Annotated in this window: 20 protein-coding genes; 13 read left to right on the top strand and 7 right to left on the bottom strand. The window is 71.9% G+C overall.

The features are described 5' to 3' along the window. Positions 1–46: 46 nt before the first annotated feature. Entirely contained in the window at positions 47–1,243 is a 1,197-nt protein-coding gene (locus DIZ27_RS22305) for a trans-acting enoyl reductase family protein (protein WP_109380213.1), read from the bottom strand. 262 nt (positions 1,244–1,505) lie between these two features. On the opposite strand from DIZ27_RS22305, the gene DIZ27_RS22300 reads away from it, so the two are divergent. From DIZ27_RS22300 to DIZ27_RS22290, 3 genes are read left to right on the top strand one after another with little or no spacing between them, the layout of a single operon-like run. Continuing rightward, the gene (locus DIZ27_RS22300) at positions 1,506–2,660 is read left to right on the top strand and encodes a CaiB/BaiF CoA-transferase family protein (RefSeq protein WP_109380212.1); all 1,155 of its coding nucleotides are present in this window, start codon (positions 1,506–1,508) and stop codon (positions 2,658–2,660) included. Continuing rightward, positions 2,657–3,871 carry an acetyl-CoA C-acetyltransferase gene (locus DIZ27_RS22295; RefSeq protein ID WP_109380211.1) on the top strand — a complete coding sequence of 405 codons (1,215 nt, stop codon included), beginning with the start codon at positions 2,657–2,659 and terminating at the stop codon, positions 3,869–3,871. Before DIZ27_RS22300 ends, DIZ27_RS22295 begins: the two co-directional genes overlap by 4 nt. A 39-nt stretch (positions 3,872–3,910) precedes the next feature. Beyond that, positions 3,911–6,136, top strand: a complete 2,226-nt coding sequence (locus tag DIZ27_RS22290) for a 3-hydroxyacyl-CoA dehydrogenase NAD-binding domain-containing protein (RefSeq protein ID WP_109380210.1) — start codon at positions 3,911–3,913, stop codon at positions 6,134–6,136. Positions 6,137–6,219: 83 nt separating this feature from the next. Here DIZ27_RS22290 and DIZ27_RS22285 read toward each other — a convergent pair whose 3' ends face one another. After that, complete coding sequence (locus DIZ27_RS22285; protein WP_109380280.1) at positions 6,220–6,918, bottom strand: MerR family transcriptional regulator; 699 nt, start codon at positions 6,916–6,918, stop codon at positions 6,220–6,222. Positions 6,919–7,099: 181 nt separating this feature from the next. Between DIZ27_RS22285 and DIZ27_RS22280 the strand changes: the two genes are divergently transcribed. The 3 genes from DIZ27_RS22280 (at position 7,100) to DIZ27_RS22270 (ending at position 11,756) form a co-directional block, all read left to right on the top strand. Then, complete coding sequence (locus DIZ27_RS22280; RefSeq protein WP_109380209.1) at positions 7,100–8,821, top strand: BCCT family transporter; 1,722 nt, start codon at positions 7,100–7,102, stop codon at positions 8,819–8,821. Positions 8,822–8,983: 162 nt separating this feature from the next. Further along, positions 8,984–10,015 carry an oxidoreductase gene (locus tag DIZ27_RS22275; RefSeq protein WP_109380208.1) on the top strand — a complete coding sequence of 344 codons (1,032 nt, stop codon included), beginning with the start codon at positions 8,984–8,986 and terminating at the stop codon, positions 10,013–10,015. Between the two features lie 100 nt (positions 10,016–10,115). Next, positions 10,116–11,756, top strand: coding sequence for an ABC-F family ATP-binding cassette domain-containing protein (locus DIZ27_RS22270; protein ID WP_109380207.1), 1,641 nt, complete (start codon positions 10,116–10,118; stop codon positions 11,754–11,756). Between the two features lie 241 nt (positions 11,757–11,997). Here the strand turns inward: DIZ27_RS22270 and DIZ27_RS22265 are convergent, their stop codons facing one another. The 3 genes from DIZ27_RS22265 to DIZ27_RS22260 all read right to left on the bottom strand — a co-directional run bounded on the left by DIZ27_RS22265 (position 11,998) and on the right by DIZ27_RS22260 (position 15,494). Next, positions 11,998–14,385, bottom strand: a complete 2,388-nt coding sequence (locus tag DIZ27_RS22265; RefSeq protein ID WP_109380206.1) for a Tex family protein — start codon at positions 14,383–14,385, stop codon at positions 11,998–12,000. Positions 14,386–14,490: 105 nt separating this feature from the next. Then, on the bottom strand, positions 14,491–14,622 hold the full coding sequence (locus DIZ27_RS47270) for an LPFR motif small protein (RefSeq protein ID WP_258308504.1): 132 nt from the start codon (positions 14,620–14,622) through the stop codon (positions 14,491–14,493). A 95-nt stretch (positions 14,623–14,717) separates the two neighbouring features. Then, entirely contained in the window at positions 14,718–15,494 is a 777-nt protein-coding gene (locus tag DIZ27_RS22260) for an enoyl-CoA hydratase/isomerase family protein (RefSeq protein ID WP_109380205.1), read from the bottom strand. A gap of 267 nt (positions 15,495–15,761) precedes the next feature. Between DIZ27_RS22260 and DIZ27_RS22255 the strand changes: the two genes are divergently transcribed. Beyond that, positions 15,762–16,265, top strand: coding sequence for an ATP-binding protein (locus DIZ27_RS22255; RefSeq protein WP_109380279.1), 504 nt, complete (start codon positions 15,762–15,764; stop codon positions 16,263–16,265). A gap of 29 nt (positions 16,266–16,294) precedes the next feature. Here the strand turns inward: DIZ27_RS22255 and idi are convergent, their stop codons facing one another. Both idi and DIZ27_RS22245 read right to left on the bottom strand, forming a co-directional pair. Continuing rightward, positions 16,295–16,888 carry an isopentenyl-diphosphate Delta-isomerase gene (gene idi, locus DIZ27_RS22250; RefSeq protein WP_109380204.1) on the bottom strand — a complete coding sequence of 198 codons (594 nt, stop codon included), beginning with the start codon at positions 16,886–16,888 and terminating at the stop codon, positions 16,295–16,297. A gap of 282 nt (positions 16,889–17,170) precedes the next feature. Continuing rightward, a complete protein-coding gene (locus DIZ27_RS22245) occupies positions 17,171–18,109 on the bottom strand; it encodes a cation diffusion facilitator family transporter (protein ID WP_109380203.1) in 939 nt (312 codons plus the stop codon). Between the two features lie 512 nt (positions 18,110–18,621). On the opposite strand from DIZ27_RS22245, the gene DIZ27_RS22240 reads away from it, so the two are divergent. From DIZ27_RS22240 to DIZ27_RS22215, 6 genes are all read left to right on the top strand, one after another. Continuing rightward, the gene (locus DIZ27_RS22240; RefSeq protein WP_109380202.1) at positions 18,622–20,514 is read left to right on the top strand and encodes a DUF5941 domain-containing protein; all 1,893 of its coding nucleotides are present in this window, start codon (positions 18,622–18,624) and stop codon (positions 20,512–20,514) included. Beyond that, complete coding sequence (locus tag DIZ27_RS22235) at positions 20,511–21,263, top strand: sugar phosphate nucleotidyltransferase (RefSeq protein ID WP_109380201.1); 753 nt, start codon at positions 20,511–20,513, stop codon at positions 21,261–21,263. Before DIZ27_RS22240 ends, DIZ27_RS22235 begins: the two co-directional genes overlap by 4 nt. Further along, positions 21,251–22,312, top strand: coding sequence for an iron-containing alcohol dehydrogenase family protein (locus DIZ27_RS22230; RefSeq protein WP_109380200.1), 1,062 nt, complete (start codon positions 21,251–21,253; stop codon positions 22,310–22,312). The genes DIZ27_RS22235 and DIZ27_RS22230 overlap by 13 nt, the downstream gene beginning before the upstream one ends. Beyond that, the gene (locus DIZ27_RS22225; protein ID WP_109380199.1) at positions 22,290–23,069 is read left to right on the top strand and encodes a CDP-alcohol phosphatidyltransferase family protein; all 780 of its coding nucleotides are present in this window, start codon (positions 22,290–22,292) and stop codon (positions 23,067–23,069) included. The genes DIZ27_RS22230 and DIZ27_RS22225 overlap by 23 nt, the downstream gene beginning before the upstream one ends. Before the next feature lie 44 nt (positions 23,070–23,113). Then, complete coding sequence (locus DIZ27_RS22220; protein WP_109380278.1) at positions 23,114–23,959, top strand: glycosyltransferase family 2 protein; 846 nt, start codon at positions 23,114–23,116, stop codon at positions 23,957–23,959. A gap of 108 nt (positions 23,960–24,067) precedes the next feature. After that, positions 24,068–24,523 (top strand): ABC transporter permease (locus DIZ27_RS22215; RefSeq protein WP_375231993.1); only part of this gene is annotated, 456 nt, incomplete at its 3' end.

Below are 24,523 nucleotides of genomic sequence, written 5' to 3'. Positions count from 1 at the left end.
ATGGTCGGTCTGCAGGAGGCAAGCGTCGAAAAGTCTCAACCCGAGCTCAGGACGGGCGGGTCGCGGCGACGCGGAAGCGGATGCCCGCGGACCGCAGCCGCTCGATCAGCGCACCGCCCATCGACACCGCGGTGGTGACCTGTCCCGAGGTCGGCGGGAGGTCGTCGAAGGCCAGGCAGAGCGCCGCCTCGGCGAGCATCTTCGCCGTCTCGTCGTAGCCGGGGTCGCCGCCCGCGACCTCGGTGCAGACCCGCCGTCCGCCGCCCTCGCCCACGAAGCGGACGGTGAACCAGCTCCTGGCGCGCTTCTCGGGTCCCGGCCCGTCACCGGGCGCCAGCCGGCCGGACAGGCGGCGCCGCAGGGGCGGCAGTTGAGCCGCGGCGACCAGCGCGGCCACGGCCGCGACCCCGCCCACCGCGAACGGCAGGTGCCGGACGGCCGCGTAGTGCCGGTAGCGGAAGTCGGGCCCGTACCGGTCGAGCGCCTTCGCCGACCGGCGCACGATCCGCGCGTCGATGGTCGGCAGGGGCAGCGCCCAGGCGCCGACCTCGGGGGCGTAGCGCGGCCCGCCCGACGGCGCCGACACCCGGCGCCCCATCAGCCGCGGCTCGTGCCGCCGCCGGTCCCGGGCCGCCGCGCGGAGCTGTCGGGGCCGGGCGAACTGGCCCAGCGCCGAGGCGAAGGTCCCGCCCGAGAAGGTGGCGTCGGCGGTCACGAAACCGTCCACCGTCAGCGGCACCCCCTCCGGCAGTTGCAGCACGGTGAAATACGCGCCCAGGTCGTGCGGAACCGAGTCGAAGCCGCAGGCGTGCACCAGGCGTGCGCCGGTCTCCCGCGCGCGTGCGTCGTGGCGGACGTACATCAGGTCCACGAACTCCGGTTCACCGGTGAGGTCGAGGTAGTCGGTGCCGGTGTCCGCGCAGGCGGCGACGAGTTCCTCGCCGTAGGTCACGTAGGGGCCCACGGTCGTGGCCACCACGCGCGCGTGCTCGGCGAGCGTGCGCAACGAGGCCGGATCGGACACGTCCGCCCGCAGCACCCCGATCTCCGGATCGCCGGAGGGCCGTTCCAGCCGTTCCCGCAGGCGCTCCAGCTTCTCGGGGGAGCGACCCGCGATCGCCCAGCGCAGGCCGGAGGGCGCGTGGGCGGCGAGGTACTCGGCGGTGAGCGTCCCGACGAAGCCGGTGGCCCCGAAGAGCACGATGTCGTAGGGACGGTCGTCCGTCCTGTTCAGCCTGTTCATGACACCCCTTGTCGTGGCGCCCCTCGTGATCGTGACGCCCCTGGCTCCGCGGTCGTGCCGCCGTCGGTGGCCGAGGCTAGCGTGAGGGGTGCGGAACCCGACGACCACGGTGGGAACGCCGAGCCGAGCGGGGGCGCGGCGCGGACCGCGCCGTAGAGTGGCCGGGACGCATGGCCAAGCGCTTGCTCGGCCTCTTGTGCCGGATGGAACGTGTTCTTAGCATCACTGGTGTTACATCAGTTGTGTCACAGCTGGGGGTGCGATGACGAAGGTACCGACGCAGGGTCCGCTCACCGGAGTGCGCGTGGTCGAGCTGGCCGGGATCGGCCCCGGCCCGTTCGCCGCCATGCTCCTCGCCGACCTGGGCGCCGACGTCGTCCGCGTGGACCGCCCCCGCACCCCGGTGCTCGCGATCGAGGCCGCGTACGACGTCACCAACCGCAACAAGCGCTCCGTGGTCGTCGACCTGAAGGCCTCCGACGGCGCCGACCGCGTCCTCGACCTGACCGAACGCGCCGACGTCCTCCTCGAGGGCTACCGCCCCGGCGTCGCCGAGCGCCTAGGCGTCGGCCCCGGGGACTGCCACGCCCGCAACCCGCGCCTCGTCTACGGCCGCATGACCGGCTGGGGCCAGCACGGCCCGCTCGCCGACCGCGCGGGGCACGACATCGCGTACATCGCCCGCACCGGCGCCCTCGGCATGATCGGCAGCCCGGACCGGCCGCCGGCCGTCCCGGCCAACCTGCTCGGCGACTACGCGGGCGGTTCCCTCTACCTCGTCGTCGGCGTCCTCGCCGCGCTGCACCACGTGCGCGCGGGCGGCACCGGGCAGGTCGTCGACGCCGCCATCGTGGACGGCACCGCCCACCTGTCGGCGATGATCCACGGCATGCTCGCCGCCGGCGGCTGGCAGGACCGGCGCGAAGGCAACCTCCTCGACGGCGGCTGCCCGTACTACGGCACCTACGAGACGGCCGACGGCGGGTACATGGCGGTCGGCGCGCTGGAGCCGCAGTTCTACGCCGAGTTCCTGCGGCTCCTCGGCATCGAGGACCAGGCGGACGCCCACACGGACGTCACCCGGTGGCCCGCGCTCCGCGAGCACGTCGCCGCCCGCTTCAAGGCCCGTACCCGCGACGAGTGGACCGCCGACTTCGACGGCTCCGACGCGTGCGTGGCCCCCGTCCTGTCGCTGCGCGAGGCCCCGCACGACCCGCACCTCGCCGCCCGCGGCACCTTCACCGACCACGACGGCATCACCCAGCCCGCACCGGCCCCGCGGTTCTCCGCCACCCCCACCACCGTGCGCACCGGGCCCGCCCGGCCGGGCGCCGACACCGACGACGTGGCCCGCGACTGGGACGTCCCCCGACTGCTGTCCGCGCCCCGAGACCCTCAGCGAAAGGCCACCCCGTGAGCACCGAAGCGTACGTGTACGACGCGATCCGCACCCCGCGTGGGCGCGGCAAGGCGAACGGCGCCCTGCACGGCACCAAGCCCGTCGACCTGGTCGTCGGCCTCATCCACGAGGTCCGCGACCGCTTCCCGGACCTCGACCCGGCCGCCGTCGACGACATCGTGCTCGGTGTCGTGGGCCCCGTCGGCGACCAGGGCTCCGACATCGCCCGGATCGCCGCCATCGCCGCCGGACTGCCCGACACCGTCGCCGGCGTCCAGGAGAACCGCTTCTGCGCCTCCGGCCTGGAGGCCGTCAACCTGGCCGCGGCCAAGGTCCGTTCCGGCTGGGAGGACCTCGTGCTGGCCGGCGGCGTGGAGTCGATGTCCCGAGTGCCCATGGCCTCCGACGGCGGCGCCTGGTTCAACGACCCGATGACCAACCTCGCCACGAACTTCGTCCCCCAGGGCATCGGCGCCGATCTGATCGCCACCATCGAGGGCTTCTCGCGCCGGGACGTCGACGAGTACGCGGCCCTGTCGCAGGAGCGGGCGGCCACCGCGTGGAAGGAGAACCGCTTCGCGCGGTCCGTCGTCCCCGTGAAGGACCGCAGCGGACTCGTCGTCCTGGACCACGACGAGCATCTGCGCCCCGGCACCACCGCCGACTCCCTCGCGGGGCTCAAGCCGTCCTTCGCGGACATCGGCGACCTGGGAGGCTTCGACGCGGTGGCGCTGCAGAAGTACCACTGGGTGGAGAAGATCGACCACGTCCACCACGCGGGCAACTCCTCCGGCATCGTGGACGGCGCCTCCCTCGTCGCCATCGGATCCAAGGAGGTCGGTGAGCGCTACGGGCTCACCCCGCGCGCGCGGATCGTCTCCGCCGCCGTGTCCGGCTCCGAGCCCACCATCATGCTCACCGGCCCCGCTCCCGCCACCCGCAAGGCGCTCGCCAAGGCCGGGCTGACCATCGACGACATCGACCTCGTCGAGATCAACGAGGCGTTCGCGGCGGTCGTGCTCCGCTTCGTGAAGGACATGGGCCTGTCGCTGGACAAGGTCAACGTGAACGGCGGCGCCATCGCGCTCGGTCACCCGCTCGGCGCAACCGGCGCGATGATCCTCGGCACCCTCGTCGACGAACTCGAACGCCAGGACAAGCGCTACGGCCTCGCCACCCTGTGCGTGGGCGGCGGCATGGGCATCGCCACCGTCGTCGAGCGCATCTGAGCCCCAGCGACCCACACGCGACTTCTACGGAGACCCCTCATGACCGAGAGCACCACCATCCGCTGGGAACAGGACGACACCGGCGTCGTCACCCTCGTCCTCGACGACCCCGACCAGTCCGCGAACACCATGAACCAGGCGTTCCGCGACTCGCTCGCCGTGATCACCGACCGCCTGGAGGCGGAACTCCGGGCCGACCCGGACTCCATCCGCGGCATCATCCTCACCTCCGCCAAGAAGACCTTCTTCGCGGGCGGCGACCTGCGCGACCTGATCCGGGTCACCCCCGACACGGCGCAGGACCTGTTCGACGGCGGCCTGGCGATCAAGCGGCAGCTGCGCCGCGTCGAGACACTCGGCAAGCCGGTCGTCGCGGCGATCAACGGCGCCGCCCTGGGCGGCGGTTACGAACTCGCCCTGGCCTGCCACCACCGCGTCGCCCTCGACGCGCCCGGCTCCAGGATCGGCTGCCCCGAGGTCACCCTCGGCCTGCTCCCCGGGGGCGGCGGCGTCGTCCGCACCGTCCGCCTGCTCGGCATCGCCGACGCCCTGCTGAAGGTGCTGCTCCAGGGCACCCAATACAGCCCGCGACGCGCCCTGGAGAACGGCCTCGTCGACGAGGTGGCCGACACCCACGAGGAGCTGCTGGCCAAGGCCCGCGCCTTCATCGACGCCCACCCCGAGTCCGCCCAGCCCTGGGACCGGCCCGGCTACCGCATCCCCGGCGGCACCCCGTCCCACCCCAAGTTCGCCGCCAACCTGCCCGCCTTCCCGGCCAACCTGCGCAAGCAGACGAACGGCGCCCCCTACCCGGCGCCGCGGAGCATCCTCGCCGCCGCCGTCGAGGGCGCCCAGGTCGACTTCGAGACCGCCCAGGTCATCGAGGCCCGCTACTTCGTCGAGCTGGCCGCCGGACAGACGTCGAAGAACATGATCCAGGCGTTCTTCTTCGACCTCCAGGCCGTCAACGCCGGCGCCAACCGCCCCCAGGGCATCGAGTCCCGCCAGGTACGCAAGGTCGCCGTGCTCGGTGCCGGGATGATGGGAGCCGGCATCGCCTACTCGTGCGCCCGCGCGGGGATCGACGTCGTCCTGAAGGACGTCTCCCTGGAGGCGGCGGTCAAGGGCAAGGGCTACTCCGAGAAGCTGTGCGCCAAGGCCGTCGCCAAGGGCCGGACGACCCAGGAGAAGGCCGACGCGCTGCTCGCCCGGATCACGCCCACCGCCGAGGCACAGGACCTGGCCGGCTGCGACGCGGTCATCGAGGCCGTCTTCGAGGACACCACCCTCAAGCACAAGGTGTTCCAGGAGATCCAGAACGTCGTCGCCCCCGACGCGCTCCTGTGCTCCAACACCTCCACCCTGCCCATCACCGCCCTCGCCGAAGGCGTCGAACGCCAGGGCGACTTCATCGGGCTGCACTTCTTCTCGCCCGTCGACAAGATGCCGCTCGTCGAGATCATCAAGGGCGAGCGGACGGGGGACGAGGCGCTCGCCCGTGCCTTCGACCTGGTCCGGCAGATCAAGAAGACGCCGATCGTCGTCAACGACTCGCGCGGCTTCTTCACCTCACGCGTCATCGGCCAGTTCATCAACGAGGGTGTCGCCATGGTCGGCGAGGGCATCGAGCCCGCCTCCATCGAACAGGCGGCCGCCCAGGCGGGCTACCCCGCCAAGGTGCTGTCCCTGGTGGACGAGCTGACCCTCACCCTGCCGCGCAAGATCCGGACCGAGTCCAGGCGGGCCGTCGAGGAGGCCGGCGGTACCTGGACCGAGCACCCCGCCGACGCCGTCATCGACCGCATGGTCGACGAGTACGACCGCCCCGGCCGCGCCGCCGGCGCCGGCTTCTACACGTACAAGGAGGACGGCGGACGCGACGCCCTGTGGCCCGGCCTGCGGGAGCACTTCACCAAGCCCGGCCACGAGATCCCGTTCCGGGACATGCAGGAGCGGATGCTGTTCTCCGAGGCGCTGGACACGGTCCGGCTGCTGGAGGAGGGCGTGCTGACCTCGGTTGCCGACGCCAACATCGGCTCCATCCTCGGCATCGGCTTCCCCGGCTGGACCGGCGGCGTCCTGCAGTACATCAACGGCTACGACGGCCGCGCCGGGGGAGATGCCCGCGCCGGGGGAGAGACGGGCCTGCCCGGATTCGTGGCACGCGCGCGTGAACTCGCCGAGCGCTACGGCGAGCGCTTCGCGCCGCCGGCGCTGCTGGTGGCCAAGGCGGAGAAGGGGGAGCGGTTCACGGACGCCGGCTGAGGCGCCGGGAGCGCCCGGGCGGGGGACGGGAACGCGGGCCCGTCCCCCGCTGTCCGTCCCCCCGCCCGTCCCCGTCTCCCCGTTCATTCCCCGCCGTCGAGCCACTCCCGCAGTTCCTCGCGCAGCGATCGCTGAAACGTCGTCAGCAGCGCCTGCACCACGAGCGGATGCATATGGGCGGACAGCGATTTCACCTCCCGCGTGTCCCGCTCCGCCACCGCGTCCCGCAACAAACGCGACAGGTCCTGGGCGGCCGCGCGCGCATGCTCGGTGAGCGCCGCGCGGGCGGCGAGGATCGTCTCGTGCGCCAGCGGTACGTCCAGCAGCTCGACGCCGAGTCGCAGCAGACCCGCGTCGACCCGGAAGTCCTGGCCGTCCCGCTCGACGACGTTCAGCGCGGCCAGCCGCCGCAGATCCTCCTCGTCCAGCACCCGCCCCGCGCGCCGCTCCAACTCCTCGCGCGACACCCTCTCCACCGTGCCGGGCGCCCAGGAGGCCACCACCGCACGCTGGATCGCCAGGTCCCGCGCGCTCAGATCCGGCGGCAACTGCCCCAGATACCGTTCGATGGCCGCCAGCGTCATGCCCTGCCGCTGCAACTCCTCGATCAGCGCCAGCCGGGCCAGGTGCTCCTGCCCGTAGTGACCGACGCGACGCGGCCCGATCACCGGGGGCGGCAGCAGCCCTCTGCTGCCGTAGAACCGGACCGTCCGCACCGTGACCCCGGCCTTCGCCGCCAGCTCGTCGATCGTGAGGGCCGGCCCCTCGATGTCGGTCGTCATGTACAGCAGTATCACTGTCCCACCAGCAGTGCGACACCTCGGCCACTCCGACTGCCGGTCACGGTCCGGCCGTCGATCGACAGGACGACGACTGCCGGGAGGTGAGTTTCAGGCCATATGTGGTAGGGGCTTGTCTGGGGGAGTGAAGCTCCGCCCATCGGCTCGACGAAAGGTGCCGCCCGTGACGCAGGATCAACCCGGCGACAAGGACCATACGGCAGGCCCGGGGTCGGCTTCGGGAACGGAACCCACCGGACGTGAGAGCCCTCGCACCGACCGGGTGGTGTTCGGTGTCACGGCCGTGCTCACCGTCGCGTTCGTCGTATGGGGCGCCACAGCGACCGAATCGCTCGAGGACGTCTCGAGCACCGCGCTCACCGGTCTGATGCACAACGGCGGCTGGGCGTTCATGCTGGCCGCCTCCGGCTTCGTCGTCTTCGCCCTCTGGCTCGCGATCAGCCGTTACGGAAAGATCCATCTCGGCGCCGAGGGCGAGAAACCCGAGTTCCGCACGGTCTCGTGGGTCGCGATGATGTTCAGCGCGGGCATGGGTATCGGCCTGATGTTCTACGGCGTCAGTGAGCCCTTGGCGCACTACATCACCGCGCCGCCGGGCACCCACCCGGCCGACTCGGGCGAGCGCATGGAACTGGCCATGGCGACCACGCTCTTCCACTGGACGCTGCACCCGTGGGGAATCTACGCCGTGGTCGGCCTGGGCATCGCCTACAGCACCTTCCGCAGGCGGCGCCGTCAGACCATGAGCGCGGTCTTCACCCCGCTCATCGGGGCGAAGCACGCCAACGGCGCCCCCGGCCGCGTCATCGACATCCTCGCGATCGTGGCGACCGTCTTCGGCTCGGCGGCCTCCCTGGGCCTCGGCGCGCTGCAGATCGGCTCCGGCATGCGGAAACTGAACTGGCTGGACAAGGTCAGCACGGGGCTGCTGGTCGGCATCATCGCGGTGCTCACGGTCGCATTCATCGCCTCCGCCGTGTCGGGCGTGGAGAGGGGCATCCAGTGGCTGTCCAACACCAACATGGTGCTGGCCCTGGTGCTCGCCCTGTTCGTGTTCGTGGCCGGCCCGACGATCCTCGTCCTCGACCTGGTGCCCACCTCCATCTTCGGTTACCTGGGCGACCTGCCCCAGCTGGCCGGCCGTACGGAGATCAGCGCCGGCCAGGGAGTGGCGAAGTGGCTGGGCAGCTGGACGGTCTTCTACTGGGCGTGGTGGATCTCCTGGACGCCGTTCGTCGGTATGTTCATCGCCCGCATCAGCCGAGGCCGTACGATCCGTCAGTTCATCGGCGGAGTCATCCTCGTGCCCAGCACGGTCAGCCTGATCTGGTTCGCGATCTTCGGCGGTACCGCGATGCGGCTCCAGGGGCAGGGCCGGCTCGGTGCGGAGGCGACCCCCGAGGGCCAACTGTTCGCGGTGCTCCAGGAATACCCCATCGCCACGGCCTCGAGCCTGCTGGTGATGATCCTCGTCGGCATCTTCTTCGTCTCGGGCGCGGACGCCGCCTCGGTCGTCATGGGCACCCTCTCGCAGAAGGGGGCGCTCGAACCGGACCGCCTGGTGGTGGTGTTCTGGGGCGTGGTCACCGGCGCCGTCGCCGCGATCATGCTGCTGGTGGGCAGCGGCCAGGGCGACGCGCTGACCGGCCTGCAGAACCTCACGATCCTCGCGGCGGCCCCGTTCGTCATCGTGATGATCATGATGTGCGTGGCGCTCATGCGCGATCTGCGCCGCGATCCGCTCATCGTGCGGGGCGAGATGGCCTCCGAGGCGGTCGACATGGCCGTCATCGCGGGTCACACGAAGTACGACGGCGACTTCGAACTCCGTATCGGCCCCGGCCCCGGGCCGGACGTGGAGGGAGACCCGATCGGCAAGCAATGACCGCCGACGCCGCTTCAACCGCCCTCGGCGGCAGCGAGCGGGCCGGCCGTCTCCGTGGAAGCGGGGTGGCCGGCCCGTCCACTGCCCGGCCCGCGCATTGCGAAGTCAACGGAATACGTCATGCCGTGCTCGTGTCCGTCCGACTGCGGTAATACTCACAACATGCCTGCCGAGTACGCGACCTTCGGCCTGACACCGGCGATCCGTGCCGGTGGACTCCTCTCCGGCGGTGACTACCGGGTCCACCGGGACTTCGTCGACTTCGTCGTCGACGGACGCCCGCTGCTGTTCCGCCTCTGTGACCTCGACGCCGTCTCCCCGCTCGCCTCCGACGTGCCGCCCGCCATCTTCACCGCCCAGGTCCGCAGCCTGCTGCTGGAGACCGAGGCCCCGCTGCCGTCCGGCCGGTACATCGTCTACGGCTGCCCCGACTGCGAGGACCTCGCCTGCGGCGCGGTGACCGCCGCCATCGAACGGGACGGCGAGGACTACATCTGGCGGGACTTCGCCTGGCAGACCGACGAGCACGCCGACCTGGAACGCAACGGCTACCACGGCCTGGGCCCGTTCCGCTTCCGCGGCACCGACTACCGCACGGCCCTCGCCGCCCTGCTGGACGGCGCCGAGGGCACCCGCCGCCGTGTCCTGCTGATCGGGGCCCGCGTCGCCCTGCTCGCCAGGCTCGCCGCGGCCCTGCGCACCATCGGGATCGGCGCCGACATCGCCCAGGACGCCGACGGCGTCCCCGCCGACGAACTGCGCGGCTACAGCGCCGTGGTCTTCGGCCGGTCGGCCGGCGCCGCCGAACGGGACGCCGTACGCGGCGCGTTCGCCGCCGCCGGCATCGACGTGCCCTGCGTCGACGGCCTCGCCCCGGTCGTCCCCCTCCTCGTCGCCCAGACCGAACACGCCCTGGACCGCAGCCCGCCCGAGCAGCGCCGCCTCACCGCTCTGAGCGTCCCGGTCTCCGCGGCCGGTGCCGTGGCGGAGGTCGAGGTCACCTCGTCCTGCCGGGTACGGCTCACCGCGTACCGCGTTGATCGCCTCTCCCGCGCCCACACCCACGAACTCTTCGACGGCGTCCTGGAACCGGGAATCCACCGCATCCCCCTGGACGCGAAGGCGGTGAAGGGGGAGTCCTACCTGGTGGCCCGCACCGCCGGGGCGGTACGGACGACGTCCGTGCGGCGGTGAGGACCGGGGCGGGAAAAGCCGGGGGAGCGGCACGATGCCCGTGCGGCGGCCGGAACCGGCGCGCCGGCGGATGAGCCCGAAGGCTAGGATCGGCGGTCTGATGACTGCCACCCTCGTCGCCAAGAACCTCTCCGCCGGCCATGGCGACCGCTCCCTGTTCAGCGGCCTCGACCTCGTCGTCGCCCCCGGCGACGTGATCGGCCTGGTCGGTGCCAACGGCGCCGGCAAGTCCACACTGCTGCGCCTGCTCGCCGGCCTCACCGCGCCGGAGCAGGGCGAGCTGCGCCTCTCCCCGCCCACGGCGACCGTCGGACACCTCCCGCAGGAGCCGGAGCGCCGGCCCGGCGAGACCGTCCGGGAGTTCCTGTCCCGGCGTACCGGTGTCGCCGAGGCCCAGCGGACCATGGACGAGACGACCCAGGCCCTGGTCGACGGGGCGCCCGGCGCCGACGACGCGTACGCCGACGCCCTGGAGCGGTGGCTGGCCCTGGGCGGCGCCGATCTCGACGAGCGAGCCGAGGAGGTCACCGCCTCCCTCGGCCTGACCGTCGGCCCGGACCACCTCATGACCGCCCTGTCCGGTGGCCAGGCGGCCCGGGCAGGCCTCGCCTCCCTCCTCCTGTCCCGCTACGACGTCTTCCTGCTCGACGAACCGACCAACGACCTCGACCTGGACGGTCTGGAGCGCCTCGAACGCTTCGTGAGCGGGCTGCGCGCCGGGACGGTCGTGGTCAGCCACGACCGCGAGTTCCTCACCCGCACCGTCACCAAGGTCCTCGAACTCGACCTCGCCCAGCGGCGGATCAACCTCTACGGCGGCGGCTACACGGCCTACCTGGAGGAACGGGAGGTGGCCCGACGGCACGCCCGCGACGAGTACGAGGAGTACGCCGACAAGAGGTCCGCGCTCCAGGAACGCGCCCAGATGCAGCGGTCCTGGATGGACAAGGGCGTGAAGAACGCGCGCCGCAAGGCGGGCGGCGACAACGACAAGATCGGCCGCAAGTTCCGCAGCGAGGCGAGCGAGAAGCAGGCCGCCAAGGCCCGCCAGACCCAGCGCATGATCGAGCGCCTGGATGTGGTCGAGGAGCCGCGCAAGGAGTGGGAGCTGCGTATGGAGATCGCGGCGGCCCCACGCTCCGGCGCGGTGGTGGCGACGCTGCGGGACGCCGAGGTGCGACGCGGCGACTTCGTGCTCGGGCCGGTCTCGCTGCAGATCGACTGGGCGGACCGGGTGGCCGTCACGGGCGCCAACGGCGCCGGCAAGTCCACCCTGCTGGCCGCCCTGCTGGGCCGTGTCCCGCTCGACGCCGGGCACGCCGCCCTCGGCTCGGGCGTCCTGCTCGGCGAGGTCGACCAGGCCCGCGCCCTGTTCCACGGCACCGACACCCTGCTCGACGCCTTCCGTGCCGGGGTACCGGACACCGAACCGGCCGAGATCCGCACCCTGTTGGCCAAGTTCGGGCTCAAGGCGGACCAGGTGATGCGGCCCGCCGTCACCCTCTCCCCGGGCGAACGCACCCGCGCCGCCCTCGCCCTCCTCCAGGGCCGGGGCGTCAACCTCCTCGTCCTCGACGAGCCGACCAACCACCTCGACCTGCCCGCCATCGAGCAGCTGGAGTCGGCCCTGGACTCCTACGAGGGCACTCTCCTGCTCGTCACCCACGACCGGCGCATGCTCGACGCGGTGCACGTCACCCGCCGCCTGGAAGTGGCCGACGGCAAGGTGACGGAGTACTGACACCGAGTGCTGACGCGGCGCCGGGCGCCGACCCCGGCCGGACCGGGACGGGCACACGTTTGACGTGAGGGTCATACGGCCCGCAGCGGGCCCGCTGACAGCCCGCCCCGGGCGGTCTCGCACTCCTCGCTCGCCATGACGTCCCGAGTGCCGACCCGTGATGTCGACATGCCGACGCTCTACGGACGGGCCGGGCCCGGACCCCCACGCCGCAGCGGAGAATCCGGGCCCCGGGGAGAGGTCAGCGCCTGCCGTTCTTGGGGTCGACCAGGCCCGCGCGGCGCAGGGCGTCGGCCATCGCGCTGTTCGCCGGCGCGGGCGCCTGACGCGCGCCGCCGCTTCCGCGACCGCCGCCACCCCCGCGGCCCTGACCCTGCCCCTGGCGCTGCTGGGGCGGGCGTCCCATGCCGCGCTGCCGGCGCCCGCCGGAGGCGTCCCCCTGCTCCGCGGCCTCGTCGTCCAGCCGCAGCGTCAGCGAGATCCGCTTGCGCGGGATGTCGACGTCGAGGACCTTCACCTTGACGATGTCGCCCGGCTTCACCACGTCCCGCGGGTCCTTGACGAACGTCTTCGACATGGCGGAGACGTGGACCAGGCCGTCCTGGTGGACGCCGACGTCGACGAACGCGCCGAAGGCCGCCACGTTCGTCACCACGCCTTCCAGGATCATCCCGGACGACAGATCGGAGATCTTCTCCACGCCCTCCTTGAAGGCGGCGGTCTTGAACGCCGGCCGCGGGTCGCGTCCCGGCTTCTCCAGTTCCCGGAGGATGTCCCCGACGGTCGGCAGACCGAACGTCTCGTCCACGAAGTCCTGCGGCCGCAGCGAGCGCAGCACGGCGGTGTTGCCGACCAGCGAGGCGACCTCCTGGCCGGAGGTCTTCACCATGCGCCGCACGACCGGGTAGGCCTCCGGGTGCACGCTGGAGGCGTCCAGCGGGTCGTCGCCGCCGCGGATCCTGAGGAAGCCGGCGCACTGCTCGAACGCCTTGGGACCGAGCCGCGGCACCTTCTTCAGCTCGCGGCGGGACCCGAACGGCCCGTTGCTGTCCCGGTGGGCCACGATGTTCTCGGCGAGCCCGGACGTGATGCCGGAGACCCGGGCGAGCAGCGGCGCCGACGCCGTGTTGACGTCCACGCCCACGCCGTTCACACAGTCCTCCACCACCGCGTCCAGCGAACGCGACAGCTTCACCTCGGACAGGTCGTGCTGGTACTGGCCGACGCCGATCGACTTCGGGTCGATCTTCACCAGCTCGGCCAGCGGGTCCTGGAGCCGCCGCGCGATCGACACCGCGCCGCGCAGCGACACGTCCATGTCCGGCAGCTCCTGCGAGGCGAACGCGGACGCCGAGTACACGGAGGCGCCCGCCTCGGACACCATGACCTTCGTCAGCTTCAGCTCGGGGTGCCGGGTGATGAGGTCGCCGGCGAGCTTGTCGGTCTCACGGGACGCGGTGCCGTTGCCGATCGCGATCAGCTCGACCGCGTGCTCCCGGGCGAGCCGGGCCAGTTTGGCGATCGCCTCGTCCCACCGGTTCGCCGGGACGTGCGGGTGGATCACGTCGGTGGCGACGACCTTGCCGGTCGCGTCCACCACGGCGACCTTCACGCCCGTACGGAACCCGGGGTCGAGCCCGAGCGTCGCGCGGGTGCCGGCCGGGGCGGCGAGCAGCAGGTCACGGAGGTTGGCCGCGAACACCCGCACCGCCTCGTCCTCGGCCGCCGTACGCAGCCTCAGCCGCAGGTCGATGCCGAGATGCACCAGGATGCGCGTACGCCAGGCCCAGCGGACCGTGTCGAGCAGCCACTTGTCCGCGGGACGGCCCCGGTCGCCGATCCCGAACCGGTGGGCCATCAGGCCCTCGTACGAGGACGGGCCGTCCGTCGCCTCCTCCGGCTCCAGGACGAGGTCGAGGACCTCCTCCTTCTCCCCGCGCAGCATCGCCAGGACCCGGTGCGAGGGCAGCTCGGTGAACGGCTCGGCGAAGTCGAAGTAATCGGCGAACTTGGCGCCCGCCTCCTCCTTGCCGTCGCGCACCTTGGCGGCGAGCCGCCCGCGCACCCACATGCGCTCCCGCAGCTCGCCGATCAGGTCGGCGTCCTCCGAGAACCGCTCGGTGAGGATGGCCCGCGCTCCGTCCAGGGCGGCCTGCGGATCGGCGACGCCCTTGTCGGCGTCCACGAACGCGGCGGCCGCGGCGAGGGGCTCGACGCCCGGATCGCCGAGCAGCCCGTCCGCCAGCGGTTCCAGCCCCGCCTCACGCGCGATCTGTGCCTTGGTGCGCCGCTTGGGCTTGTACGGCAGATAGATGTCCTCCAGGCGCGCCTTGGTCTCCGCGCCCCGGATCCGCTCCTCGAGCTCCTCGGTGAGCTTGCCCTGCTCGCGCACCGACTCCAGGATCGCCGTGCGACGCTCCTCGAGCTCCCGCAGATAGCGCAGCCGCTCCTCGAGCGTGCGCAGCTGCGCATCGTCGAGCATTTCGGTCGCTTCCTTGCGGTAGCGGGCGATGAAGGGCACCGTCGAACCGCCGTCGAGCAGTTCCACGGCGGCTCTGACCTGCCGCTCCTGTACGCCGAGCTCCCCGGCGATCCTGCCTTCGATGGACCCTGTGGGGGGTGTCGTCACGATCCCGTACCGCCTTCTTCGCTGAGGTTGCGCGGCAATTGTGGCAGGTGGCGCCGACAATCGGGGATCAGGGCGGCGACTCGTCGGGCCGTGGCGCGCGCCGGGTCAGGCGCGCCGGCCACGGCCGGCGGACGAGGCACCGCCGAAGAGACGGGCCAGAGCCCGGAACGGCAGCGTCACGACGGTGGCGACGGCGCCGCCGATCTGGCGCAGGACATCCGCGATGGCATGGAACACGTGTTTCCCCTTTCCTCCCCCGACCGTCTTCGGCCGGGACGGACCATGTGGGCCTCCGTGTACCTCGTCGACGCCTCGACATGCGCGCCGTGCCGCTACGACCGCCCCGAGGCGGTCTGTCGTTGACCCGAAAGGCTCCAGGTGAACCGGGGCGGTCTGCGTTCCAGGAACGCGGCGACCCCCTCCGCGGTGTCGCCGTTCCCGTGCGCCCGCTCGCTCCAGTGGTCGTCCCGGTCGGTGCGCCCGTTCGCGAACTCCTTCGCCGCGGCCTGCGTCAACTGCGAACGGGATGTCAGGATCCGAGTGAACTCCGCGACCCGCCGGCCAAGTTCGCCCTCGGGGAGCACCTCGTCGACCAGTCCCGTACGCAGGGCCCGCCCGGTGTCGATCAATTCACCCGAGAACAGCAGGTACTTGGCGGCGGACGGACCCACCAGCGACACCAGCCGCCGGGTGGAGGACGCCGGGTAGACGATGCCGAGCCTGGCCGGTGTCACCCCGAACACCGCTCCCTCCTGGGCGAACCGCAGATCGCAGGCCGCCGCCAGCTGTGCCCCGCCGCCGACGCAGTGGCCCCGGATCGCCGCCAGCGTCGGCTTGGGGAAGGCGGCGAGTGCCTCCTCGGCCGCCACGGCGAGCCGCTGCGCCTCCTGCGGCGACCCCCGGAGCGTGGAGATGTCCGCCCCGGCGCAGAACGTCCCGCCCTCGCCGGTGAGCACCAGTGCCCGTACCCCGGGGTCACCCGCCAGCGTGTCGAGCAGCGGCGGCAGCGCGCGCCACATCGCGGTCGTCATGGCGTTGCGCTTCGCCGGATGGCGGATGACGACCGTGGCGACCGCATCGGTGACACTGTGCAGCACCTGGGGCTCCATGGGGTCGGATGCTATCCGCCCCGGTCGGGGCACTGACCGGCAGGAGCGCACGACGAAGGAGAGGGTGAGGGCAAACCCATACAATCCGAATAGTTTGCTCAGGTGGCGCCAGGCGAGCAGAAACGATCCCGCGATGGGCGGCGACAAACGTCGACGATCAGAAACGCTCGATATCCGCTGACTTCTGTTCAGCACTTCGGGGAGACGCGGATCGTTACCAACACTCGACGTGTGGTGACAATCGAGTGTGAGGGCGGCGACCTGACGATGGACGACCAGGGGAGCGGCCCCGGCCCACGCCCGGAGGGCGGGGAGAGATCCCTCGAGGCGGGTACCGCGGCGCCGCTTCCGTACGAGGGTGTCTGGCGCTTCACCGCGCCCGCCGTCGACGCCTCGGTCCCGCAGGCGCGCCACGCCGTACGGGACCTGCTGCTGCGCCAGGGGGTGCCGGTCGCCGACGACGTGGTCCAGGGACTGCTGCTGATCGTCTCGGAACTGGTCACCAACGCCGTACGGCACGCGGCACTGCTCTCCCCGACGCTCGCCGTCGAGGTCGCCGTCGGTGCCGAGTGGGTCCGGGTGTGCGTGGAGGACAACCATCCCTACCGCCCGACCGCCCTGGAGACCGACCACGGCCGCACCGGCGGCCGCGGACTGCTCCTGGTGCGCGAGATCACCCACGAGGCGGGCGGTCTGTGCGACGTGGAGCACACCGCGAGCGGCGGCAAGGTGGTCTGGGCCGCCCTGCCGCTCAAACCCGTGCGGCTCTGAAACCGGTCACCGGCGGGTGACCGGCACGGTCACCAGCCCGCCGACGGTCCCGTCAGCTCCCGGATCGCCGGGCGGGCGGCGTCCAGGACGGTCATGAACCACACCGAGAAGGTGTCCTCGGCATGCCGCCGGGCCAGCTCGTCCGGGGTCACGAACGCCGTCGACGCCACCTCCTCCGGGTCCGCCCGCAGAGGTGCCTGCACCATGCCGACGAACAGATGGTTGTACTCCTGCTCCACCAGGCCCGAGGCGGGGTCCGGGTGGTTGTAGCGGACCGTGCCGGCCTCGGCGAGCAGGGACGGGGACAGGCCCAACTCCTCGAAGGTCCGCCGGGCCGCCGCCGCGAACGGTGCCTCACCGGGGTAGGGGTGACCGCAGCAGGTGTTGGACCACACACCGGGGGAGTGGTACTTGCCCAGCGCCCGCTGCTGGATCAGCAGCCGCCCGCGCTCGTCGAACAGGAACACCGAGAACGCCCGGTGCAACTGTCCCGGGGGCTGGTGGGCGGCCAGCTTCTCCGAGGTGCCGATCGTCACGCCCTCGTCGTCGACCAGCTCCAGCAAGATCGCCTCGGCGGTACCGTTCGACGGACTGTGCGTCGCGTTGGCAGGTGTGATCGGCATACCCATCCTTCACTCGGTCTTCGCGCCCCAGTCTGCCGCACGAATCCGGCACTCCCGGCACTCCCGGCCCGCCCGCATGTCCCGCGGGCGGCGCGACCGGCCGGTGGCGTCGGCCGGACACCGGGAGGGGGCTCGGTAAGCGATCGTGCCCGGACCGGTTGCCGCAGAACCGTCCGGAGCCGCACGGCATGAGGGAAAGGGCGCCGGAACGGGGGCGAAAGGATGCGTTCCGCCGGCGAGCGGTCCCCGGCCCCACGCCCCGGGCACGCCTTCGGCGCCGCCTCAGTGGCAGAGTCGTGCCTCGTGCTCCGCGTGGCCGCGTGGCTCCAACTGGAAGGTGCAGTGCTCCACGTCGAAGTGGTCGCCCAGACAACTCTGGAGCTCGTGCAGCATCTTCTCGTGCCCGAGGGCGTCGAGGACCTCGGGGCGGACCACCACGTGGGCGGAGAGCACCGGCATGCCCGAAGTGATCGTCCAGGCGTGCAGGTCGTGGACGTCCTCGACGCCGTCCGTGGCCAGGATGTGCGCGCGGACCTGGGCCATGTCCACGTCCTTGGGCGCCGCCTCCAGCAGGACGTCCAATGTCTCGCGCAGCAGCTTGAAGCTGCGGGGCACGATCATCAAGGCGATCGCGAGGGAGGCGATCGGGTCGGCGGCCGTCCAGCCGGTGGTCATGACGACCAGGGCGGAGACGATCACGGCGAGCGAGCCGAGCGCGTCGGCGGCCACCTCCAGGAACGCCCCCCGCACGTTCAGGCTCTCCTTCTGCCCGCGCATCAGCAGCGTCAGCGACACCAAGTTGGCGACGAGACCGATCGCGCCGAAGACCAGGGTCAGCCCGCCCTCGACGCCGGCCGGCGAGACGAACCGCTGGACCGCCTCGAACAACACATAGCCGCCCACCCCGAGCAGCAGCAGACAGTTCGCCAGGGCGGCGAGGATCTCCGCACGGGCGTATCCGAAGGTGCGGCGCTCGCTCGGCGGGCGGTTCGCGAAATGGATCGCCAGCAGGGCCATGCCGAGCCCCAGCGCGTCGGTCGCCATGTGGGCGGCGTCGGCGACGAGGGCCAGCGAGCCGGACAGCACACCGCCGACGATCTCGACGACCATGACACCGAGCGTGATCGTCAGCGCCACCCGGAGCCTGCCGCGGTACGCCGCACTCGCCGTACCGCCGGCGGGTGCTCCGTGCGCGTGCCCGTGATCGTGCCCAGCCCCCATGGAGACCGTCCTTTCGTCGCTCGTCCCGATCACAGTGAACTACGGGTGGGGGGTATGGGGCAACGCGGCACTGAACACCGTTGTCATGTGCCTTGACCTGCGGAAACCGATCGCAGGTCAGGAGTGGTCGGGCGTTCCTCGAACCTTGCGGCGCAGCCGTCCTCCGTGATGAGGTCCACACCGGGATCGCCGCACACGGGCGCCGGCGGAGAATCGGACGAAGCCGCTCCATGCCGCGACCGGCGGCCCGCCTCCGACCGGCAATGTCCCGTATTCGACTCAATGTCCCTTCTGGGTGCGTGGTTTGTGAGTCGGCCCCGCCATCCCTGATGATGATCGCGGCAGGGATGCGAGTGGAACCACGTCGATCCAATCGTCGAACACGCGGTGAACGTGGGTTCAGGGACATCCGATAGCCTCAGCCGACATGCCGCCCGGAGGCACGTACGGGCGCCCCCACTCATGTACACGACCGGCGTGGACGCGCCGACACTCCAGGGAGTGAGATTCGGTTGTCGACCGCCATCCTCACCGGACAGCCGGTCCCCGGTTCGTCACTCGAGTCGGACCTGCGCTCCCTCGGCTTCGACGTGCGGATCGCGGCCGACACCGCCGAGGCCGAGACCCTGCTCGCCGAGGTGTCCGCAGGCCGACGGGTCGCCGTCGTCGACGCCCGCTTCGTGGGCCATGAGCACGCGCTGCGCCTCGGTCTCACCGACCCGCGCTTCCCGCTCGCCGCGATCCCCGGCGCCGTCACCGCCCAGCCGGCCGGCCGCCAGGCCCTGACCCGCGCGATGGCCCGCGAGAGCTCCGCCACCGGCGAGAGCCCGGCCGGCGGCACCACCCTCACCGGTAGTCTCGCCGACCGCGTCGTCGCCGCCCTCGAAGCCGACTGTGCCGACAGTGCTGACGGCATCGACGTGTACCGCCCCGACCTGGGCAGCCTCGTCGCCACCGTCCCCGACGACCCGCAGGCCCGCAACGAGGCCAGGCAGGCCGTCGCCGCGGTCGACGACGAGGCCGTCCGCCTGAAGTCGGCGGTCAAGGCCCGCGACGGCTTCTTCACCACCTACTGCGTCAGCCCGTACTCCCGCTACCTCGCCCGCTGGTGCGCCCGCCGCGGGCTGACCCCCAACCAGGTCACCACCGCCTCGCTGCTCACCGCGCTCATAGCGGCGGGCTGCGCCGCCACCGGAACCCGCGGCGGCTTCGTCGCCGCCGGCGTCCTGCTGCTGGCCTCCTTCGTGCTGGACTGCACCGACGGTCAGCTCGCCCGCTACTCCCTGCAGTACTCCACCCTCGGCGCCTGGCTCGACGCCACCTTCGACCGCGCCAAGGAGTACGCCTACTACGCGGGCCTCGCCCTCGGCGCATCGGCCGCGAGCGGCAGTGGGGGAGGCGACGACGTGTGGGGCCTCGCCCTCGGCGCGATGGTCCTGCAGACCTGCCGACACGTCGTGGACTTCTCCTTCAACGAGGCGAACACGGGGGACCCTGCCAACACCAGCCCCACCGCCGCCCTCTCCAACCGCCTCGACAGCGTCGGCTGGACGGTCTGGGTCCGCCGCATGATCGTCCTGCCGATCGGTGAGCGCTGGGCGATGCTCGCCGTCCTCACCGCCCTCACGACCCCCCGCATCACCTTCTACGCCCTGCTGATCGGCTGCGCCTTCGCGGCGACGTACACCACGGCGGGCCGTGTCCTGCGCTCGCGGAACCGCAGGGCCATGGGGGTCCCCCCAGGCGTTCAGCCCTGGGGGAGCGCCGAGCGCGCGACACGGGCCCTCGCCGACCTGGCCGACACCGGGCCGCTCGCCGAGCGCCTGGCGGCCGTGCTGAGGAACACCGCACGGAGCCTGCCCGGCTTCACCGCCCCCGCCGTCGCCCTGCTCGGCGGCGCCGCCGTCGTCACCACGGCCGCCCTGACCGGCTTCGGCGGACCGTGGACCGTCCTCGCGGCCCTGCTCTACGTCCCGGCCTCCGCCCTGGCCGTCGCCCGCCCGCTGGGCGGCGCCCTCGACTGGCTGGTCCCCCCCTTCTTCCGCGCCGCCGAGTACGGCACGGTCCTGGCGCTCGCGGCCAACGCGGACGTGAACGGAGCGCTACCCGCGGCCTACGGACTGGTTGCCGCGGTCGCCTACCATCACTACGACACGGTCTACCGCATCCGCGGCAACGCGGGCGCGCCCCCGCCCTGGCTGGTGCGGGCGATCGGGGGGCACGAGGGCCGCACATTGGCGGTCGCCGTACTGGCGGCCCTGCTCACCGCCTCGCAGTTCACGGTCGCACTCACGGTGCTCGCCGTGGCCGTGGCCCTGCTGGTGCTCGTCGAGAGCATCCGCTTCTGGGTGGCCGCCCACCGGGGCGGCGCGCCCGCCGTACACGATGAAGGAGAACCCGCATGATCGGCCTCGTGCTGGCGGCCGGCGCCGGACGGCGTCTGCGTCCCTACACCGACACCCTGCCCAAGGCGCTGGTGCCGGTGGGGCCCGCGGGCATAGAGGGTGAGCCGACGGTCCTCGACCTGACCCTCGGCAACTTCGCCGAGATCGGCCTCACCGAGGCAGCCGTCATCGTCGGCTACCGCAAGGAGGCCGTGTACGAGCGCAAGGCGGCCCTGGAGCGGAAGTACGGGCTCAAGCTCACCCTCATCGACAACGACAAGGCCGAGGAGTGGAACAACGCCTACTCCCTGTGGTGCGGCCGTGACGCCCTCAAGGACGGAGTGATCCTCGCCAACGGCGACACCGTGCACCCCGTCTCCGTCGAGAAGACGCTGCTCGCCGCCCGCGGCGACGGCAAGCGGATCATCCTCGCCCTCGACACGGTCAAGCAGCTCGCCGACGAGGAGATGAAGGTCGTCGCCGACCCCGAGCGGGGCATGACGAGGATCACCAAGCTGATGGACCCCGCCGAGGCCACCGGCGAGTACATCGGCGTCACCCTCATCGAGGGCGACGCCGCCCCGGAGCTGGCCGACGCGCTGAGGACCGTGTGGGAGACCGACCCGCAGCAGTTCTACGAGCACGGCTACCAGGAGCTCGTGAACCGCGGCTTCCGGATCGACGTGGCGCCGATCGGCGACATCGACTGGGTGGAGATCGACAACCACGACGACCTCGCCCGCGGACGGGAGATCACGTGCCAGTACTGACCCGGCTGATCCCCTCCCCGCTCGTCGTCGACATCCGCCCCGGCGCCCTCGACGACCTGGGCTGTGTCCTCGCCGACGAGCGCATCTCGCAGTCCGGACGCCTCGCCGTCGCCGTCAGCGGCGGCTCCGGCACCGGGCTGCGCGAGCGGCTCTCCCCGTCGCTGCCCGGCGCCACCTGGTACGAGGTCGGCGGCGGCACCCTCGACGACGCGGTCCGGCTGGCCGGTGCCATAAAGGCCGGCCACTACGACGCGGTCGTCGGACTCGGCGGCGGCAAGATCATCGACTGCGCCAAGTTCGCCGCGGCACGCGTCGGCCTCCCCCTGGTCGCCGTACCGACGAACCTCGCGCACGACGGTCTCTGCTCGCCCGTCGCCACCCTCGACAACGACGCGGGACGCGGCTCCTACGGGGTGCCCAACCCGATCGCCGTCGTCATCGACCTGGACATCATCCGGGACGCCCCGGTGCGCTACGTACGCGCCGGGATCGGCGACGCCGTCTCCAACGTCTCCGCCGTCGCGGACTGGGAACTGGCGTGCAGGGTCAAGGGCGAGCGGATCGACGGACTCGCCGCGGCCATGGCCCGGCAGGCCGGCGAGTCCGTGCTGCGCCATCCCGGGGGCATCGGCGACAACGACTTCCTCCAGGTGCTCGCCGAGGCGCTGGTCCTCAGCGGCATCGCCATGTCGGTGTCCGGTGACTCGCGGCCGTCCTCCGGGGCCTGCCACGAGATCAACCACGCCTTCGACCTGCTCTTCCCCAAGCGGGCCGCCGCCCACGGGGAGCAGTGCGGGCTGGGCGCGGCCTTCGCGATGTACCTGCGTGGCGCGCACGAGGAGTCGGTGTACATGGCCGAGGTGCTGCGCCGGCACGGGCTGCCGGTGCTGCCCCAGGAGATCGGCTTCACGACGGAGGAGTTCGTCCGGGCCGTCGAATTCGCCCCGGAGACCCGGCCCGGCCGCTACACGATCCTCGAGCATCTCGACCTGAAGACCGAACAGATCAAGGACGTCTACGCCGACTATGTCAAGGCCATCGGTAGCTGAACTCCGCCCGGTCGTACACCCCGCGGGGGTGAAGGACCGGCGCAGCGGTGAGCACTGGATGGGACGCCTCTACATGCGTGAGGTGTCCCTGCGGGTGGACCGCTACCTGGTGAACACCAGGGTCACGCCCAACCAGCTCACGTACCTGATGACCGTCTTCGGCGTCCTCGCGGCCCCGGCCCTGCTGGTGCCGGGGATCACGGGGGCCGTCCTCGGCGTGGTCATGGTCCAGCTGTACCTGCTGCTGGACTGCGTCGACGGCGAGGTCGCCCGCTGGAAGCAGCAGTTCTCGCTCAGCGGGGTCTACCTGGACCGGGTCGGCGCCTACCTGTGCGACGCCGCCGTCCTGGTCGGACTGGGCCTGCGGGCAGCCGACCTGTGGGGCACCGGGCGCATCGACTGGCTCTGGGCCTTCCTCGGCACTCTGGCCGCCCTCGGCGCGATCCTGGTCAAGGCCGAGACCGACCTGGTCGGCGTGGCCCGCCACCAGGGCGGGCTGCCGCCGGTCAAGGAGGCCGCCTCCGAGCCGCGCTCCTCCGGCATGGCACTGGCCCGCCGGGCCGCCGGGGCCCTGAAGTTCCACCGGCTGATCCTCGGTGTCGAGGCGTCCCTGCTGATCCTGGTCCTCGCGATCGTGGACGCGGTCCGAGGCGACCTGTTCTTCACCCGGCTCGGTACCGCCGTCCTCGCCGGGATCGCCCTGGTGCAGACCGTTCTGCACCTGGTGTCCATCCTTGCCTCCAGCAGGCTGAGGTGACCGCTGTGGGCTCCTCCCTCACGGTCGGCGCGGTGATCATCACCATGGGCAACCGCCCCGACGAACTGCGCGCCCTGCTCGAGTCCGTCGCCAAGCAGGAGGGCGCCCCGGTCCAGGTGGTCGTGGTGGGGAACGGCTCGCCCGTCCCCGACGTACCCGAGGGCGTGCGCACCGTCGAGCTGCCGGAGAACCTCGGCATCCCCGGCGGCCGCAACGTCGGCATCGAGGCCTTCGGACCGAACGGCCGGGACGTCGACATCCTGCTGTTCCTCGACGACGACGGCCTCCTGGCGAGCCACGACACCGCCGAGCTGTGCCGCGAGGCGTTCACGGCCGACCCGGGGCTCGGCATCATCAGCTTCCGCATCGCCGACCCGGACACCGGGGCCACCCAGCGCCGCCACGTGCCCCGGCTGCGCGCCGCCGACCCGATGCGCTCCTCCCGGGTGACGACCTTCCTCGGCGGTGCCAACGCCGTACGCACCCGGGTCTTCGCCGACGTCGGCGGACTGCCCGACGCGTTCTTCTACGCCCACGAGGAGACCGACCTGGCCTGGCGGGCCCTCGACGCCGGCTGGATGATCGACTACCGGTCCGACATGGTGCTGTACCACCCGACCACCGCCCCCTCACGGCACGCGGTCTACCACCGCATGGTCGCCCGCAACCGGGTCTGGCTGGCCCGTCGCAATCTTCCCGCGCCCCTGCTCCCCGTCTATCTGAGCGTCTGGATGCTGCTCACGCTGGTGCGCAGGCCCTCACGCCCGGCCCTGAAGGCCTGGTTCGGAGGCTTCCGGGAGGGCTGGACCACCCCCTGCGGGCCCCGCCGGCCCATGAAGTGGCGTACGGTGTGGCGGCTGACCCGGCTGGGCCGGCCCCCCGTCATCTGACAAGCTCGTATCCGGAACCAGCCGGGAACCACGGGACCACACCCCGGGCCCCCGGCACGTGCCAGGCCCGCGGGGGCCGCGCATCTCGAAGAGGGAAAGCTTCCACCAGTGAGTGAGACAACGCACGACGGCACGGTCGCGGTCAGCGCGTCCGTACCGCCCGACGAGGGCCTCACGGCGGCCGAGCTCGCCGCCCGGTACGGGCTGACGGTCAGCGGCGCCCGGCCGTCGCTGCCCGAGTACGTCCGTCAGCTGTGGGCGCGCCGGCACTTCATCCTGGCCTTCTCCCGGGCGAAGCTGACCGCGCAGTACAGCCAGGCCAAACTGGGCCAGCTGTGGCAGGTGGCCACCCCGCTGCTGAACGCGGCCGTGTACTTCTTCATCTTCGGGCTGCTGCTGGGCGCCCGCAAAGGCATCCCGCACGAGATCTACGTGCCGTTTTTGGTGACCGGGGTGTTCGTGTTCACCTTCACCCAGAGCTCGGTGCTGGCCGGGGTGCGGGCCATCTCCGGCAACCTGGGCCTGGTGCGGGCGCTGCACTTCCCGCGGGCGGCGCTGCCGGTC

The organism is Streptomyces sp. NWU339 (assembly GCF_003143855.1).
Classification (GTDB): Bacteria; Actinomycetota; Actinomycetes; order Streptomycetales; family Streptomycetaceae; genus Streptomyces.
Note: the sequence above shows the minus strand (reverse complement) of the source record. Positions and strands in the feature narration are given on the sequence as shown.

Coding starts and splice junctions, on each gene's coding strand:
- DIZ27_RS22290 (WP_109380210.1), top strand. CDS start 3,911: ATGACCGAGAGCACCACCATCCGCTGGGAACAGGACGACACCGGCGTC.
- DIZ27_RS22245 (WP_109380203.1), bottom strand. CDS start 18,109: ATGGGGGCTGGGCACGATCACGGGCACGCGCACGGAGCACCCGCCGGC.
- DIZ27_RS22260 (WP_109380205.1), bottom strand. CDS start 15,494: ATGGAGCCCCAGGTGCTGCACAGTGTCACCGATGCGGTCGCCACGGTC.
- idi (WP_109380204.1), bottom strand. CDS start 16,888: ATGCCGATCACACCTGCCAACGCGACGCACAGTCCGTCGAACGGTACC.
- DIZ27_RS22300 (WP_109380212.1), top strand. CDS start 1,506: ATGACGAAGGTACCGACGCAGGGTCCGCTCACCGGAGTGCGCGTGGTC.
- DIZ27_RS22270 (WP_109380207.1), top strand. CDS start 10,116: ATGACTGCCACCCTCGTCGCCAAGAACCTCTCCGCCGGCCATGGCGAC.
- DIZ27_RS22255 (WP_109380279.1), top strand. CDS start 15,762: ATGGACGACCAGGGGAGCGGCCCCGGCCCACGCCCGGAGGGCGGGGAG.
- DIZ27_RS22225 (WP_109380199.1), top strand. CDS start 22,290: ATGTCAAGGCCATCGGTAGCTGAACTCCGCCCGGTCGTACACCCCGCG.
- DIZ27_RS22305 (WP_109380213.1), bottom strand. CDS start 1,243: ATGAACAGGCTGAACAGGACGGACGACCGTCCCTACGACATCGTGCTC.
- DIZ27_RS22235 (WP_109380201.1), top strand. CDS start 20,511: ATGATCGGCCTCGTGCTGGCGGCCGGCGCCGGACGGCGTCTGCGTCCC.
- DIZ27_RS22285 (WP_109380280.1), bottom strand. CDS start 6,918: ATGACGACCGACATCGAGGGGCCGGCCCTCACGATCGACGAGCTGGCG.
- DIZ27_RS22275 (WP_109380208.1), top strand. CDS start 8,984: ATGCCTGCCGAGTACGCGACCTTCGGCCTGACACCGGCGATCCGTGCC.
- DIZ27_RS22220 (WP_109380278.1), top strand. CDS start 23,114: ATGGGCAACCGCCCCGACGAACTGCGCGCCCTGCTCGAGTCCGTCGCC.